This is a genomic window from Kribbella catacumbae DSM 19601 (genome assembly GCF_000372465.1).
GTDB classification, from domain to species: domain Bacteria; phylum Actinomycetota; class Actinomycetes; order Propionibacteriales; family Kribbellaceae; genus Kribbella; species Kribbella catacumbae.
Window position 1 is genome coordinate 1 of record NZ_AQUZ01000010.1, and the last position, 15,807, is coordinate 15,807.

12 protein-coding genes are annotated in these 15,807 nt (G+C 68.8%); 6 read left to right on the forward strand and 6 right to left on the reverse strand.

What is annotated here, in order from left to right; all coding sequences use genetic code 11:
• Nucleotides 1–217: 217 nt before the first annotated feature.
• Entirely contained in the window at nucleotides 218–1,225 is a 1,008-nt protein-coding gene (locus A3ES_RS51225) for a hypothetical protein (protein WP_020387195.1), read from the forward strand.
• Between the two features lie 445 nt (nucleotides 1,226–1,670).
• Nucleotides 1,671–1,991 (forward strand): hypothetical protein, encoded by a 321-nt coding sequence (locus A3ES_RS0112710; RefSeq protein ID WP_020387196.1) that lies wholly within the window; start codon nucleotides 1,671–1,673, stop codon nucleotides 1,989–1,991.
• 313 nt (nucleotides 1,992–2,304) lie between these two features.
• On the opposite strand, the gene A3ES_RS0112715 is transcribed toward A3ES_RS0112710, so the two are convergent.
• Together A3ES_RS0112715 and A3ES_RS0112720 are read right to left on the reverse strand one after the other, a co-directional pair.
• The gene (locus A3ES_RS0112715) at nucleotides 2,305–4,101 is read right to left on the reverse strand and encodes an ABC transporter ATP-binding protein (protein ID WP_020387197.1); all 1,797 of its coding nucleotides are present in this window, start codon (nucleotides 4,099–4,101) and stop codon (nucleotides 2,305–2,307) included.
• Nucleotides 4,098–5,951: an ABC transporter ATP-binding protein gene (locus A3ES_RS0112720; protein WP_020387198.1), complete on the reverse strand. Its 1,854-nt coding sequence runs from the start codon at nucleotides 5,949–5,951 to the stop codon at nucleotides 4,098–4,100. Before A3ES_RS0112720 ends, A3ES_RS0112715 begins: the two co-directional genes overlap by 4 nt.
• 99 nt (nucleotides 5,952–6,050) lie before the next feature.
• Between A3ES_RS0112720 and A3ES_RS0112725 the strand changes: the two genes are divergently transcribed.
• Entirely contained in the window at nucleotides 6,051–6,692 is a 642-nt protein-coding gene (locus A3ES_RS0112725; protein ID WP_020387199.1) for a TIGR03085 family metal-binding protein, read from the forward strand.
• A gap of 11 nt (nucleotides 6,693–6,703) precedes the next feature.
• Here the strand turns inward: A3ES_RS0112725 and A3ES_RS0112730 are convergent, their stop codons facing one another.
• From A3ES_RS0112730 to A3ES_RS0112745, 4 genes are all read right to left on the reverse strand, one after another.
• Nucleotides 6,704–7,318 carry a DedA family protein gene (locus tag A3ES_RS0112730; RefSeq protein ID WP_020387200.1) on the reverse strand — a complete coding sequence of 205 codons (615 nt, stop codon included), beginning with the start codon at nucleotides 7,316–7,318 and terminating at the stop codon, nucleotides 6,704–6,706.
• On the reverse strand, nucleotides 7,308–8,078 hold the full coding sequence (locus tag A3ES_RS0112735) for an MBL fold metallo-hydrolase (RefSeq protein ID WP_020387201.1): 771 nt from the start codon (nucleotides 8,076–8,078) through the stop codon (nucleotides 7,308–7,310). The genes A3ES_RS0112730 and A3ES_RS0112735 overlap by 11 nt, the downstream gene beginning before the upstream one ends.
• A gap of 2 nt (nucleotides 8,079–8,080) precedes the next feature.
• Nucleotides 8,081–10,216, reverse strand: a complete 2,136-nt coding sequence (locus A3ES_RS0112740) for an alkaline phosphatase family protein (RefSeq protein ID WP_020387202.1) — start codon at nucleotides 10,214–10,216, stop codon at nucleotides 8,081–8,083.
• Nucleotides 10,217–10,521: 305 nt separating this feature from the next.
• On the reverse strand, nucleotides 10,522–11,832 hold the full coding sequence (locus A3ES_RS0112745; protein WP_020387203.1) for a family 43 glycosylhydrolase: 1,311 nt from the start codon (nucleotides 11,830–11,832) through the stop codon (nucleotides 10,522–10,524).
• Between the two features lie 156 nt (nucleotides 11,833–11,988).
• On the opposite strand from A3ES_RS0112745, the gene dacB reads away from it, so the two are divergent.
• Genes dacB through A3ES_RS0112760 form a run of 3 tightly spaced genes read left to right on the forward strand, consistent with a single transcriptional unit; the run spans nucleotide 11,989 to nucleotide 15,567 of the window.
• Nucleotides 11,989–13,557 (forward strand): D-alanyl-D-alanine carboxypeptidase/D-alanyl-D-alanine endopeptidase, encoded by a 1,569-nt coding sequence (gene dacB, locus A3ES_RS0112750; protein WP_237744940.1) that lies wholly within the window; start codon nucleotides 11,989–11,991, stop codon nucleotides 13,555–13,557.
• Between the two features lie 40 nt (nucleotides 13,558–13,597).
• A complete protein-coding gene (locus A3ES_RS0112755; protein WP_020387205.1) occupies nucleotides 13,598–14,551 on the forward strand; it encodes a GNAT family N-acetyltransferase in 954 nt (317 codons plus the stop codon).
• Nucleotides 14,551–15,567, forward strand: a complete 1,017-nt coding sequence (locus A3ES_RS0112760) for a GNAT family N-acetyltransferase (protein ID WP_020387206.1) — start codon at nucleotides 14,551–14,553, stop codon at nucleotides 15,565–15,567. Before A3ES_RS0112755 ends, A3ES_RS0112760 begins: the two co-directional genes overlap by 1 nt.
• The last annotated feature ends 240 nt before the right edge of the window (nucleotides 15,568–15,807 follow it).

A 15,807-nucleotide genomic window follows, 5' to 3' on the forward strand; every position in this document is an offset into this window, starting at 1 on the left:
GCGGCGGAACGGGGCGTCGCTCGTACCGCGGCGGAACGGGGCGTCGCTCGTACCGCGGCGGAACGGGGCGTCGCTCGTACCGCGGCGGAACGGGGGCGATGCGTGCTGCGGGCACCGGCGTCCGGCGTACCGGCTGGCTTGTCTTCGTGGGGGAGGTTATCCACAGGTGGTGGTTGGCGGGGTGCGGGGGCGGGGTGACTTGGGTCAGGGTTGGGGGATGGATCGGCTTGCGGATGAGGTTCGGCAGCGGCTGGAGGTGGTCTGCCGGCTGCCCCACAGCCGGCGTGAGCTGCGCGAGCTCGGGTTGAACGACAACGACCTTCGACGGCTGGTTCGCAATGGGCACCTCCAGCTTGAGCGGAAGCAGTATCTCGATGGCACGGTCGAGCCCGAGATCGCGCGGATCGCCTGCGCCCAAGCGGCGTACCCCAAGTCCGTGATCAGCCACTTCAGCGCTGCCACGCTGGCCGATCTGCGGATCTGGGTCGACACAAAAAGGCGTGATCGCCCACTCGTCGATGCCGTCTGGCTCACCCGCCCTCCGCAGGCCAACAGGAACCAGCGTCGCGACGACGTCGTACTGCGCCGTGCCGGGCTGCCGGCCGCGCATCTGGTCCAGTACGACGGACTCGTGGCCACCTCGAATGCCCGAACGGTTGTGGACCTGGCCCGCGAACTCCCCCTGCGCGAGGCGGTCGTCACCATCGACCACGCTCTCCGGACCGGTACGCCGGTGGAGGATCTCCAGACGATGCTCGACAGCCAGCACCGATGGCCGGGCATCCGCAGAGCCAGGCAAGCCGTCGCCATGGCTGACCCTGGAGCTGAATCGGCACTGGAGTCCATCGCCCGGCTCGCATTTGTCAGCGGCGGGCTACCGGCCCCGGTCCTGCAGGCACAGTTCTGGAACGGCTGGAGATGGCTGTCTGAGCGGGTCGACTTCTGGTGGCCGGCGTACCGCACGATCGCGGAGGCGGACGGACTGGCGAAGTACGAGGCGGACAGTGCGAGCGAGCGGCGGCGCCTGCTGCGACAGAGCTACGAGCGCGATCAGCGCTTGAGTGATCTGGATCTCGAAGTGGTCCGTTTCGGCTGGGAGGACGTCGTCCGCGACTCCAACCGACTCGTCCGGCGCCTCCGCGAAGCCTTCATCCGCGGCGAACGTCGTACCGGCGAACCCCCCACCTGGCGCACGGCCCCTCTCCCCCTCACCCACGCCGCCTGACCCACAGCCCGTCCCCCACCCGACGCACCGCGTCCCCACCCGACGCACAGCCCGTCTCCACCCGACGCACAGCGCGACCGACGACGCCGTCGCACTCGGTTCGGAGTAGTCCCGCCGGTCGACCTCGTCGTGGGTACGCCGCTCGGCCAGGCCCGCCTGCTCGGCCCGGCCGACGCGTTGCGAGACCGCGCCGGCGTGACCGCACACCCGACCCCGACCCACCACCTTGGGCGCCGGTCAGTCACCGCTTCGCCCAGCCCATGCCCACCCCGTGCCCAGAGTCACCCGCACCCTCCGAGGACGGCGACCTTGGGCACGGGGTGGTCAGGCGATCGGCGGGATCGCGGCTGGTGGGTGCTCAAAGTGGGGGGTTGGGGTGGGGATGTTTGTGGATTTGGGGAAGGGGCACGGGGCGCGTTCAACGGAATCGATGCTAGGAGAAGCAGTGCTAACCCTGACTGAGAACGCCACTCTGGTGATCAAGAGCATCACGGGCGTCGAGGGCGCTCCCGAGGGTGCCGGGGTCCGGATCTCGCAGGAGAATCCGGCCGATCCCGCGCTGGCCGTGACGACGACCGAATCGCCGCTGCAGGGTGATCAGGTGGTCGAGGAGGGCGGTGCGCGGGTGTTCCTGGAGTCCAACGCGGCGGCTGCGCTGGACGACAAGATCCTCGACGCGGCTGTCGACGACAAGGGCGGCGTCGAGTTCCTGCTCGTCCCCCAGCCGGGCACGGGACGAGAGAACGGTTCCGCCCAGGCCAAGTAGCTGGGGCGGGCTCTGGCCGGCGTACCAGCTGAGGTGCGCGGGCCGGTGGGCTGACTGCCCCTTTTCGCCCGCCGGTCCGTGCCCTTGCGGGCGCCCATCCGCCGATCCTCCCACGGGTGGGCGCCCGCAAGGCGCCGGTTCTCGCCTGTACTACGAAGCGCAGGCGACCTGTACTGCGATGCACAGGCGACCTGTACTGCGAAACGCGCCTCGGCGAAGTCGCGACCCCGGGATTCCTGCGCCGCGCCGGCGCCGTTCCGGTCGACCTCAGTGGCAGACCGGGCCCTGGTGGGGTGTGCCGCCGTGGGCCCGGTTACAGGGCCGTGCGTTGGGCTATCCAGCTGGCGTGCAGGTGGGTGTAGATGCCGTTCGCCTTGACCAGTTCGGAGTGCGGTCCGCGTTCTACCACCTGGCCGTTGTCGAAGACGAGGACCTCGTCGGCGGCTTCGGCTGTGGAGAGGCGGTGGGCGATGGTGACCGAAGTGCGGCCGGCCATCAGGCGTTCCAGTGCTGCGTTCACGCGGACCTCAGTGCCCGGATCCACAGCCGACGTCGCCTCGTCGAGGACCAAGAGGTCCGGGTCGGCGATGTTCGCGCGGACTAGCGCGACCAGTTGGCGTTCACCAGCGGACAGCGATTCACCACGCTGACCCACAGGTGAGTCCAGCCCGTCCGGCAGCGACTCCAGCCAGTCCGTTAGACCAAGCGACTCGAACGCGTCCAGTAGTTGCGCGTCCGTCACCTCAGGCCGCCCGAAACGGACGTTCTCGGCTAGCGACGAGTCGAACAGATAGCCATCCTGCGGCACCATCACCACCCGCTCCCGCAGCGACGCGAACGCGATCTCCCGAGCATCCACCCCGTCCAGCAGTACTGCGCCCGCAGTCGGATCCATCAACCGTGTGAGCAGCTTGGCGAAAGTCGTCTTGCCCGACCCTGTCTCGCCGACCACCGCCACCCGCCGATGCGGTTCGAGCCGCACATCGACATCGCGCAGTACGAGATCGCCGTCGGGATAGGCGAAGTTCACGTCGCGGAACTCCACCGTCACCGGACCGCGCGCCTGATGCACGCCCGCCTCGCCTGGGTCGACCACGTCTGCCGGTGTCGCGATCACGCCGAGCACACGCCGCCAGCCGGCGAAGGCGCTCTGCGCATCGGTGAGGACCTGCGTCGCGATCTGCACCGGATCGGAGAACAGCGCGACCAGGAACATGAACGCGAGGATCTCCCCCAGCGTCGCCTTCCCGTCAACGCCGAGCAGCACACCCGCGGTCAGTACGCCGGCATTGGCGAGCCCAGCCGCGAGGCCACCGATCGAGAACGTGATCCCGGTGATCGCCTGCGCCTTCGTCGCCGTCTTGCGGTAGTCCTCGATCGAGGCGTCGATCCGCTCCTGCGTGCGCTTCTCGATCGCGTACGCCCGCACGACCTGCGCGCCGACGACCGGCTCGGCGATCGCGGACAGCATCTCGCCGACCTTCGCCCGCACCACGCCGTACGCCGCGGACATCATCCGTTGCAGGAACTTGAGGCTCGCGAACAGCGGAATGAAGCAGATCAGCACGACCAGCGCGAGCTGCCACGAGTAGACGAACATCACCACGGTCGCGAGCACCATCTGCCCGATGCTTACCAGGAAGATGAACCCGCCGAACTGCAGGAACTGCGACACCGTGTCGACGTCGGACGTCACCCGGCTGACCAGCGCACCCCGGCGCTCGGTGCTCTGGGTCAGCACCGGCAGGTCGTGCACGTGCCGGAACGCCTTGATCCGCATCGTCGCCAGCCCGCGCTCGGAGTTCGTCGCGAGCCGCACCGTCGTCAGGTACGACGCGAAGGCCGTCACGAGTACGCCGCCCACACACGCCAGGCACATCCACGCCACGAACGACATGTCCGGGCCAGCAGGACCCGACAACCCCTTGTCTATGGTCTGCTGCACGGCGATCGGTACGACGATCCGCCCGCCCGTCATCGTCAGCGCGAGCAACCCCGTGATCCACCAGCCGCGCGCGAGCTCGGGTGAGACCCGAATCCCCTGCCGCAGCGTCTCCATGCCACCGGCGTTGTCTCCGGCATCGAGCCGGCTGGCCTCTGCGGCGCTCACGCGGACGCTCCTTCTGAATCCAGATCATCAAGCTCTGCTTCCAGCGCGGCCTCTTCCTCACGCCGCGCCGCGTCCTTCTCGTAGGCGTCGACCAGATCCCGGTACGCCGCCGACCGCTCCTGCAACTCGAGATGCGAACCCTGGTCCGCGATCCGCCCCTCATCGAGGAACAACACCTCGTCCGCCAGCGCGATCGTCGCCTTGCGATACGCGATCACCAGCACGGTCGTCGCAGCGTCAGCCCCCTGTACTGCGGTCCGCAGCCCGGCCAGGATCCGGGCTTCGACCTGCGGATCCACCGCGCTGGTCGCGTCGTCGAGGATCAGCAGTCGGGGCCGCCGGACCAGCGCCCGGGCGAGCGCGATCCGCTGCCGCTGGCCGCCCGACAGCGTCGTACCGCGTTCGCCGACCTTGGTGTCGAGCCCATTGGGCAGCGACTTCACGAAGCCGTCGCCCTGCGCGATCCGCAAGGCGTCCCAGACGTCCTCGTCGGAGTATTCCCCGCCGAGCGTGATGTTGCCGCGGATCGTGTCGTCGAAAAGCCAGGCGGTCTGGGCGACCAGCGCGACCGAGCCGGCCAGCTCATCGCGTGCCAGCGTGCGCAGGTCGAGCCCGTCGACCGCGACCGAGCCTTCTTCGGGATCGACCAGCCGGGTCAGCAACGTCGTCAAAGTCGACTTGCCGGAACCCGTCGGTCCCACGAGAGCCACAGTCCGGCCAGGCTCGACAGCGAAGTCGACCCCGGCGAGCACCTCGCGGTCCGGGAGATATCCGAAGCGCACATCGGATACGTCGAGCCGAGCGGCCGATGACGCCGTGAGCCGCTGGTCGCCGTACTCGATCCCGCCCTCGGCCGTGAGCACGCGCTGCACGCGATCCCAGCCGACCACGGATCGCGGCAGCTCGCCGAGCACCCAGCCCAGCGCCCGGATCGGGAACCCGATCAGCGTGAACAGGAAGGCCACCTGCACCACGTCACCGGCATCGGCGGCGCCCGAGCGGACCCGGCCGACGCCGACGAGCAGGACCGCCAGGACGCCGACCCGCGGCAACCCCTCGATCACCGGGTCGAAGGCGCCGCGGGCCCGCATGACCGCGATGTTCGCGTCGCGCAGCGCGTTGGTCGGCTTGCGGAAGCGCTCGGTCTCGGCGGCCTCGCGGCCCAGCGTCTTGACCACCAGCGCGCCGTCGAACGACTCGTGGGCGACCTCGGAGACGTCGGCGCGGAGTTCCTGGGCGCGGGTGGCGAGCGGCTGCAGGGTGCGCTGGAAGATCACGTTCGCGATGAAGACGAGCGGGAAGACCAGGCAGCCGACCAGCGCGAGCCAGACGTCCGCGGCGAACATCGCGGCGGTGGCGAAGGCGAGCATCGCCAGCACGCCGATCGCCATCGGCAGCGGAGCGATCACGAACCAGATCGATTCGACGTCCGCGTTCGCGTTGGACAGCAGTTCGCCGGTCGGGTGCTTGTGGTGCCAGCTCAACGGAAGTCTCAGGTACTGCCGGGTGACCCGGCGCCGGTACGTCGCCTGCAGCCGGTACTGCATGATGCCCGCACCAATCCGCCGGCCGACCACGCCGATCGCGCGCAGGATCGCGATCCCGAGGAACAACGAGACCAGCGCCGCGATCGCCCCGAAGGTGGTGTCACCACGCTCCAGGGCCGGCCGGATCACGTGGTCGGTCGACCAGCCCAGCGCCCAGCCGTCGGCGACCGTCATCGCGCCGTACAGCGCGCTCGCCGTGACCGAGAAGGCGAACACCCACGGCTCTTCCCAGATCGCCACCCGCAGGACCGCGAACCCCCGCCGGGTCACACTCCCCTTGCTGGGAACTTTCGGCTGCGGCACGCAAACATCCTTAGGACGACACTGTCAGGGGCGTAGCCAGCCACGAGACTGACAACGATTGACATTCTGCCACTGGTCTCCGACAGTTACGATCGAGTTGTGACCGACTACGGCAAGGTAGAACGACTCGCCCTGTGTGATCTGTTCGACCAGGTCGGGCCCGATCAGCCCACGCTGTGTGACGGGTGGACGACGTATGACCTCGCGGTCCACCTGTATGTCCGGGAGGCTGATCCGCTCGCGGGGCCGGGCATCATGATTCCGGCGTTGTCGGACACCACCGAGCGGCGGATGGCGCAGGCGAAGGCGAAGTACAGCTTCACCGAGATCGTCGGCAAGGTGCGCAACGGACCGCCGACCTTCTCGATCTACTCGTTCCCGAAGCTCGGGCACAACCTGAACACGACCGAGTACCTGGTGCACCACGAGGACGTCCGCCGGGCTCAGCCGGACTTCACCGTCCGCGAACTGCCGACCGACCAGCAGAAGGGCTTGTGGAAGGCCGTCAAGCTCGCCGGGAAGTCGATGACCCGCAAGGCTCCGACCGGACTCGTACTTCGCCTGCCGGGCGGCTCCGAGTCCGTCGCCAAGAAGCCGACCGAGCTCGGCTCCGTCACAGTGACAGGCGAAGCCGTCGAGCTGGTGCTGTTCTGCTTCGGCCGCCAGGCGGTCGCCCAGGTCGAGTTCGACGGCGACCCGGCAGCGGTCGAGCGGCTGCGCTCCGCCTCATTCGGCGTCTGAAAGCTGAAACCTCACTCGGCGTCTGAAACCGGTTCTCCAGCAAGCTGCTTCGCCGAGGAAGACTTCTTCCGGAGGCGCTGGACCAGACTGCTGATCACCGTCGTCAGCAGCACCAGCACGATCGCCGCGACGACGCCCTGCCACGGCTTGTCGAACAGCGCGTAGCCGAGCAACCCGATCGCCATGTAGACAGCCGCCCATAGCGACGACGCCGCCAGGTCGACAACCGCGAACCGATGCCAGCGATACCCCGCCAGCCCAGCCGCGAGCAGCACCGGCACTCGCCCGCCGGGGATCAATCGCGAGGTCAGCAGCACAGTGATCTCATGCTCGGCCAGCCGCACCCGCAGCGCGTCGAGCGAGGCGTTGTCGCGCAGCCACCCGATCCGTTTGGCGAGCTTCTCCCCGCCCGCCCGGCAACCGGCGTACACGATCAGGTCGCCGAGATACGCCCCACCCGCACCCGCGATCAGTACGCCGACCAGCCCGATCGGGTTGCTGTGAGAAGCCAGTACTGCGCCCGCGGACACCGCTGCGCCCGTCGGCAGCACCGGGAGCACGGCGCCCAGCAGCACGGCCCCGGCCAGCGCCGCCAAGTACACCCAGCCGAAGTCTTCACCCACCATCGGACACCTCGGTCGACTCTCCTGGCATCAGCAGGTCCACCCGCACCGCGGGATCCACCTCGGCCATCACCTTCTTGAACTGCTCCCCCGGCGGCAGGAACAACTCGGGCTTCAGCCAATCGCACCCGATCGGCCAGAACGTCCCGAAGTGCACCGGTACTGCGGCCCGCGCCCCAACCCGCCGGACCGCCTCGGCCGCCCGAACCGGGTCCAGATGTCCAGGCCCCAGCGAAGGACCCCAGCCGCCGACCGGCACCAGCGCCAGGTCGACGGGGCCGGCCTCGGCCGCCAGGTCGTCGTACAGGTCGGTGTCGCCGGCGAACCAGACGCTCGGCGCACCCTCGACGCGGAAGCCGAGCGCCGGCGCACTGTACGCCGACCAGGGCAGCCGGCGGCCGTCGTGGGCCGCGGTCACGACGGTGATGTCGAGACCGCCGACCCGGATTTGGTTGCCGGGGGCAACCTCGATGCAACGGTCCGCGTAGACCGCGCCGCTGTGGACCTGGATCAGCTTCGCGGCGCCCCGCGGGACGACCAGCGCAGCGTCCGGCGCGATCAGCGGCAGCGAGGTCAGATGCAGATGATCAGCATGAAGATGCGACACCAGTGCCGCGTCGCAGCGGCCGGCCTCGGCGGTCGGCGCGGGCCCACGGCGGCGCCGGACGTGCGCGATCCGGGAGGTCAGCACGGGATCCGTCAGGAGCCGCGTGCCGTTCTCCTCGATGGTGGTGGTGCTGTGCCCCCACCAGGTGATCCGCACGGTCAGGCCTCCAAGTTCGCATCCGTCGAAGCGGCGACCCGGGCCGCAGGAGACTCTTCCGTGCGCTGGCCGAGCTGGTCGAGCCAGCTGATCAGGAGGTGGTGCACCGCGTCGGAGCCCACCGGCGGCTCGTCGACCTGCCAGCGGCGCGGGTGCACAAGGACCGCCTCGGTCTGCCAGCCGCCGATCCCGCCGTGGCAGCCGACCAGCTCCTCGAACGCGGCCACTTCGTGCGTGTACTCGTCCAGCCGGCTGATCAGCACGATGTCGCCGTTGTGCGGCATCTCGGCCTGCCGGAGCATCGACGCGGCCGCCTTCGGGCCATAGGTGCTGAGCGGGTCGACGCCCTCGACCCGGCCGGAACGCAGGACGTGGACACCGGCCCGCCCGATCGCGACCGGCCCCTCGGCGAGCGTGTCCACCACGACGAACCCGATTCCCGGGTGCATCGCCAGTCCGGGGATCAGCTTCGGGTGGAGCAGCTCGATCTCCTCCAGCGGTACGCGGCCGGGCGTCCTGGCGAGGTAGATCAGGGCCAGGTTGCCCGAGGCCGTGACGACCATCTGCTCGTCGGCCGCCATCGGCGGCTCACAGTCGGCCGGGCCAAGCTCGACCTCGCCGCGAGCGGCCTTGCCGTGCAGTGCCCGGCGGGTCACCGTGCCGGCCACGCTGCGGCGCAGACTCAGCTCGGTCAGGAACGCGTTGACCGGACCCCAACCTTCAGCCCTGCTGGTCGCCGCGACCGGCTCCTTGGTGGTGTCGACCAGGTCGTCGACGACCTGAGTGAGAGTCCGGCCGAAGCGCTGCAGGAAGGTCGCGCCCTGGCTCTGGCCGTGGTCCGACAGCACGACGATCTCGTACGAGTGCGGCAGCGTGTCGATGATCCGCTTGAGCGCGCCGAGCACGCGGTCGAGGCCTTCGAGCGTCTGGAGCGACTCCGGCCGGGTCGGGCCGGCGTGGTGAGCCACCTCGTCGTAGTCGACGAAGTCGCAGTAGATGACCGGGGTGCCCTTCACCAGCTCGTCGGTCACCAGCGAGACGTTCAGATCGCGCAGCAGGACGTTGGAGATCGCCCGGAGGAAGATGTACGAGCCGCCGCGATTCACTCGCGGTACGAGATTGCGGCGGCGCTGCCGGCGAGCCTGATGCAGCTCCTTGACCATCTCGGCGACGCACAAGATGAGCCCACGGGCGGCGCCCTGCGGGCTGGAGAAGAACCGCACGTACCCGCGGCTGCGGCCGGTCGGCAACGCGGCCCTGCTGAACACGAGCTCCGACTGGGGAGCGTCACCGGACCAGTTGTTGCTGATGCTCGCGCCACCGTCGGCCAGCAGCCCGCGTCCGGTCGACATCCGGGCCTCGATCTCGGCGGCGTCGCGGGCCCGGTTCGTCACCATCACCCGGCCGGCTTCCTTCTCGTACCACCGGAAGGCCGGGATCTGCCCCGATCCACCGTGCAGGATGCCCGCCTGGCTGGCCGGCGTCGTCGCCGGTACGCCGGTATGCCACTCGACCATCGAGTGGCTGCCGTCCCGGATCCAGCCACCCAGGTGCGGCAGGTTGCCCGACATCACCATCCAGTTGAGCAGCGGCGCCGACAGCCCGTCGATCTGGATGATCAGCATCCCGGTCTTCGGGGCGGCCTGGATCTTGCGGGCCCGGCGGCGGACGACGCGCATGATCTCGGAGACATAGGCGTCGTCGCTGCCGGCATACGCGACCCAGCCGACGAACGCGCTCACCGAGGACATCACGATCGAGACCAGCCAGACCGCCTCGACCCCGCCGTGCAGGTTGACCCCGGGATCGAGCGTGACCCCGAGGTAAACGACGCCGAACTGGCTCAGCAACCCGCCCACCAGGACGCCGACCGAGCCGATCAGGACCGCGATCCCGGCCAGGATCCAGCGCATCACCAGCCCGATCACCGCGAGCAGCACCACCAGCCGCAGGATCGGCAGCCGGCCGTCGCTGCTGATCTGCGGCAGCGTCCAGAACGTGATGATCAGCGAGATCAGCGACGCGAGCCCACCGAGGAACATCGCCTGCAGACCCCGGGTGGTCCGGCGCAGGTCCAGCCAGACCGGCCGCCGATGCGGCGGCCGGTCGGCGGAAACCTGTTCGGGTGGTTTTGCCATCAGGTACTTCGAACTCCCCGTTCGCGCGTCGGTGCCACCCCCGAGCCTACGAGCCCCGGCACAGTAGCGGCGTACTGCGCCACGCAGCGAGCGGGTGGATCCAGGGTTCACCCGGACCACAGACCGGGGCAAACCCCATCCGTCGTCCTATCCGTTGTTCATTCGCCCCCTTTTCACCCTCCAACTCAGCGGCTGAGTGAACGCGGCGATCGGTGAGGGTGAAAAGGGGGCGAATGAACACAGGGTTCGGGGGCGCAGGTCCGGGGGACGCAGGATCTGGGGGCGCAGGATCCGGGGCGGCTAGCTCACTGGAGCTCGAGATAGTCCACTTCGGCGTACAGAGTGCCCTTGGTCAGCCGGACGGTGTTCCAGCCGGCGTTCAGCGTGATCGGGACGGAGCTCTGGCGCCAGTTGTCCCAGCCGGTCACCGGGTAGCTGACCGAGCCCTGACTGTTGCCGTTGACAACCACACCGTGACTGGCGGTCGATCCCATCCCGTTCGCATAGCCGACCCAGAGGGTGTAGCCGCCGGCCGACGGCGCGAACACCGAGACCTGGACCCAGGAGTCCGCGTGGTCGATGTAGGCGGCGACCGCTCCTCCCGAGGCGCCGGCGGCTCCAGTGCGGACCACGCAGTGGTTCAGCGTGCCGCGCTCGGCCTCGGTCCGCACCCGGCTACCGCGGACCACCGGGAAGTCGTTGGCCCAGCCGAGATCGGCGACGTACAGGTGCCTCGAGCCATTCACCCAGCCGTGCAGAAAAACCTTGTTGCCGACAAAGTCTGCACCGCCCGGGCCGCAGATGTGGTTGTCGAAGCTCGCGGTCGTCATCAGCGGCCGGTAAGCGATGGTCCACGGGCCGCTGAGGCTCGGCGAGGTCGCGTACGACGTCAGGTAGTTGCAGTCGTTGTAGCCGCCGCCGGAGTAGAAGAGCACGAACTGGCTCCCCCGCTGGACCAGGTCGGGCGCCTCGATCACGCTGCTCGAGGTGAGCATCGCCGTGTTGCCGCCGGTGAGGCTCGTGCCGTTGTTCGCCGTACGGGTCAGCCAGAGAGTGGATGGCTGGCCGAACGCGTTGCCGTCGTTCTTCCAGGTCAGGTACCGGGTGCCGTCGTTCGCGACGAAGGTGTTCGCGTCGATCGCGCCACCCTGGCTGAGCGGGCAGATCAGTGGCTGGGTGCCGACCGGGGCGAACGGCCCTAGCGCCGAGCTCGCGGTGGCGACGCCGACGCATTGACGACCCGAGGCCTTGTGCCAGGCGGTGTAGGTGAGGGTGAAACTGCCATCCGGGTTCGGGTGGACGTCGGGAGCCCAGGTGCGGCCGGACTGCGCCCAACTCGCCGACGGACCGCCAGGCATCGCGTCGCCGCGGATCGTCCACGGACCGTTGGCGCTCGGCGCGGAGGCGACCGGGACGTGGCCGCGGCCGTTGTTGGTCGAGTACGCGTACCAAGTGCCGTTCTTCTCGAACACATCCGGATCGGGGAAGTCCTCGCCGATGATGTCGGCTGGGAACACGGCGGCTGTAATGCGCTGGACCTCTGCCTGGGCGGGTGCGTTGAGCAAGGTGAAAGGCAGGACCAGGGCAGCGACAGCCGCCAGGATTTTGCTGCGCATGGTGTCTCCTCAGGTGGGGCGGTACCTGTGCGCCCCACTTTTACATCGATTCACCTGAGAATCGAGAGCTGGACCGAAAGGGCAGTGGGATGGAGACTCCTGGGTAGTTGGTTTCCGCCTGAGGGTTGAGGGGTTCTTGTGAGAAATTTACCGAGAGTGTCGGGCCGGGGGTTGGTGGCGTTCGCCGCAGCGATGGCGGCGACGGCCGGGCTGGTGGGGCAGTCGGCCGGTGCGCCGGCCGGAGTACAGCAGGTGCAGTCGACTGGGTTGCAGCAGCAGTTGGACACGTTGCTGTCCGATCCGCGGTTCCAGGGGTCCCAGGTGGGCCTGGTGGTCCGGGACGCGACCAGTGGCGAGACCTTGTACGACCGGAACGGCGGAACGCGGTTCCTGCCCGCGTCCAACACGAAGTTGTTCAGCTCAACGGCCGCGATGCACACGTTGGGGACCGGCTTCAGGTTCCACACCGACGTACTGGCGACTGCGCCGGTCAAGGGCGGGAAGCTGCGGGGAGACCTTTATCTGAAGGGATTCGGGGATCCGACGGCACTGGAGGCCGACTACGTCGCCCTGGCCAAGCAGGTCGCCAAGGCGGGCATCAAGCGGATCGACGGCAACCTGATCGCCGATGACACGTACTTCGACCAGATGCGCCTCGGCGACACCTGGGCCTCGGACGACGAGTCGTTCTACTACAGCGCTCAGATCTCCGCCCTCACGCTCGCGCCTGACACCGACTACGACTCCGGTACTGCGATCGTCGAGAGCCTGCCGGGCGCGACGGTCGGGGCGCCGGCGCAGCTCAAGATGATCCCGGCGAACGGCATCCTCAAGCTCATCAACACCGCCACGACCGGGGCCGCGGGTTCGAGCAACACGCTCAGCGTCGAGCGCGACCACGGCACCAACCTCGTCCGGATCACCGGTTCGGTACCAGCCGGCGCCACCGTCGGCCAGGACTGGGTCACCGTCTGGGAGCCGACCCTGTACGCCGCCGACGTGTTCCGCCGGGCGCTCATCGCCCAAGGAGTCCGCATCGACGGTCGCATCCGTACTGCGGCCGCTCCGAGCGCTGCCCGGCAGCTCGCTCGCGACGAGTCGATGACCGTCGGCGAGCTGATGAACCCGTTCATGAAGCTCTCCAACAACATGCACGCCGAGACGCTGGTGAAGGCGATGGGCGCGGTCGCTAAGGCGAGCGGCAGCTGGTCGGCGGGACTCGCGGTCACCACGGAGTACGCGAAGAGCCTCGGCGTCGCGACCAACACGATCCGGCTTTCTGACGGCTCCGGCCTGTCCCGCAAGGTGAACGTGACGGCGAAGAGCGTCAGCGACCTCCTGATCGCCACGCAGAAGGAGCCTTGGTTCCAGCAGTGGTACGACGCGCTGCCGATCGCGGGCAACCCGGACCGGTTCGTCGGCGGCACGCTGCGCAGCCGGATGCGCAACACCCCGGCGGCGAACAACCTGCGCGCCAAGACCGGCTCGCTGACCGGCGTCACGGCGTTGTCGGGTTACGTGTCGACCAAGGACGGCCGCAAGCTGGTCTTCTCGATGATCTCGAACAACTACCTGACCACCACGCGCCCGGTCGAGGACGCGGTCGGCGTCACGCTAGCCTCCTGGACCGATCAGGCACCAGTCGCGGCCGTGCGGGCAGACACCAGCCGGACCGCGCAACTGGCCGAGGAAAGTTGCGGAAACGACTGGCTCAAGGGCTGCTAAACGGTTCGACAGTACGGCGGTCGTTCAGGACTATGTGGGAATGACCGCCGAACTGCCCACCGGGCTCACCTTCCGCCGACCCACCAAGGACGACGCGGAGGCGATCTACGGGCTCGTCGCGGCGCACAACACCGCGGTCGTCGGGTGGCCCGACTTCACCTTCGACGACATGGTCGACGAACTCACCGAACCCGGTTTCGACCTCGACCAGGACGGCTGGCTGGTCTTCGCCGGCGAGACCCTGACCGGCTACGGCACTGTCTTCGGGCAAGGCGATCATGAGCTGCTCGACATCGATGTCTACGCCGCCGACCGCGCCGTCGCCGATTGGCTGCTGGCCAAGATCATCGCGCGGGCCCAGGAACTGGCCGGCTCCCACGGACAGACCGAGGTCAAGCTCGACACCGGCACGTATCGCGAGGACGTCGCGAAACGCGAACTCCTCGCCGGCAACGGTTTCGCCGCCGGTACGACGTACCACCGGATGCGCATCGATCACACCGATGCGGTGCCGGCGCCCGAAGTACCGGAGGGCGTGGTGGTCCGTCGTGGTGCGGCTGACGAAGAGACTCGGCGCGTGCTGCACGCGGTGTTCACGGAGTCGTTCACTGGTCAGTTCGGATTCACCGCACGCTCGTACGAGGAGTGGTTCACGGCGCGCGAGTCCAAGTCGACGTTCGACTGGTCGCAGGTGACGCTGCTGGAGCTGGACGGCCGGGTGGTCGCGTTCCTCGAGGACACCAACGAGTTCATCGAGGACGAGAACTGCAACTACGTCAGCCGGCTCGGCGTGCTCGCGGAGGCGCGCGGTCGCGGTCTGGCCAAATTCCTGTTGCGTGACGCCTTCGCCGCCGGTGCCGCAGCGGGCCGGACCGGCACGATTCTGCACGTGGACACCAACAACCCGACGCCGGCGCTCGGGCTCTACCTCTCGGTGGGCATGAAGCCGACCCTCGTCATCGACGTCTGGCGACGCACCCTGCCGGTCAGCTGATGGCCGGTCAGCCGGCGGGCGGTCAGCCGCTCGGCGGTCAGCCGGTGGATGGCCAGTCGATGGGTGGTCAGCCGATGGGCGGCCTCCCGGCCGGCGCGATGGTGCGGCCGATGCGGCTCGACGACAGCGCTGCGATCCAGGCCCATCTGGCCGGCCACAGTGTCTCGCTGATCGGCATCCACCAGTACAGCCCGGAGGGCGTTGCGAACTTCCTCCGCGATCCAGCACTTAACCTCGACACCGACACCTGGCTGGTCAGCATCGGCGACCAGGTGGTCGGGACCGCCGCCACCGTTCAGGCCAGCGACCGAGCTGGCATCGAGGTCACCTCGGCCGACCGAGCAGTCGCCGACTGGCTGCTGGGTACTGCGATCGAGCACGCCACCGAACGCGCCCGCGAAGCCGGCCAGACCGAACTGAAGGTCAGCCTCGGCATCCTCCGCTCGGACCGCCAGCTCGCCGAACTGGCCGAGTTGCACGGCCTTGCCCTCGACACGTCCACCGATCGGATGAAGATCGAGCACACCGCCCCGGTGGAGCCGCCGGCCGTGCCCGCCGGGGTGACCGTGCATCGAGGCGCCTCGGACGAGACGACCCGGCGAGCCGGTCATCAGGTGATCGCCGAGTCGTTCGCCGATCAGCCCGGCTCGACGCCGCGCCCGTACGACGACTGGGTGGAATCGCGGGAGAGCCGGTCAACCTTCGACTGGTCCGGGCTGACCGTGCTCGAACTGGCCGGGCGGCCGGTCGCCGTCCGCGAGTGGGACCGCAATTTCGTGAGCTCTGACAACTGCGGGTACATCGGGCGGATCGGCGTACTGGCTGAAGCGCGCGGCCGAGGGCTGGCCAAGTTCCTGCTGAGGGATCAATTCGCCCTCGACTCAGCCGCGGGTCTCGCCGGAACGCTGCTGCACGTGGACACCTCGAACCCGACCCCGGCAGTCGGCCTCTACCTGTCCGTCGGCATGCGGACAGACATCGTCACCGACATCTACCGGGCCCGGCTGCGTCCGTAGCCCTCCTCAAAGGATTCTCGCCGGAACCTGAGGCGGACCTGGCCCCCGATCACGGCGAAAATCCTCCGCACCCCGACCAACTCGCGTCCCACCTCGGCCCCTTGTCGATGGCTGCCCTCGACCACCCCGTCGGGCTGGGCCGGGTGGACGTCCATGCATGCCTCGCCTTGGCGGCAATCGTTTGCCTTCGGCGTGTCGACGGGACGGCGCGGGGTTGTGCATGCGTGGCGGTCCAGGCGG

Excerpts from the sequence above, each read along its gene's own strand:
- A3ES_RS0112740 (WP_020387202.1), bottom strand. The coding sequence starts at position 10,216 with ATGGCAAAACCACCCGAACAGGTTTCCGCCGACCGGCCGCCGCATCGG.
- A3ES_RS0112755 (WP_020387205.1), top strand. The coding sequence starts at position 13,598 with ATGACCGCCGAACTGCCCACCGGGCTCACCTTCCGCCGACCCACCAAG.
- A3ES_RS51225 (WP_020387195.1), top strand. The coding sequence starts at position 218 with ATGGATCGGCTTGCGGATGAGGTTCGGCAGCGGCTGGAGGTGGTCTGC.
- A3ES_RS0112745 (WP_020387203.1), bottom strand. The coding sequence starts at position 11,832 with ATGCGCAGCAAAATCCTGGCGGCTGTCGCTGCCCTGGTCCTGCCTTTC.
- A3ES_RS0112730 (WP_020387200.1), bottom strand. The coding sequence starts at position 7,318 with ATGGTGGGTGAAGACTTCGGCTGGGTGTACTTGGCGGCGCTGGCCGGG.
- A3ES_RS0112760 (WP_020387206.1), top strand. The coding sequence starts at position 14,551 with ATGGCCGGTCAGCCGGCGGGCGGTCAGCCGCTCGGCGGTCAGCCGGTG.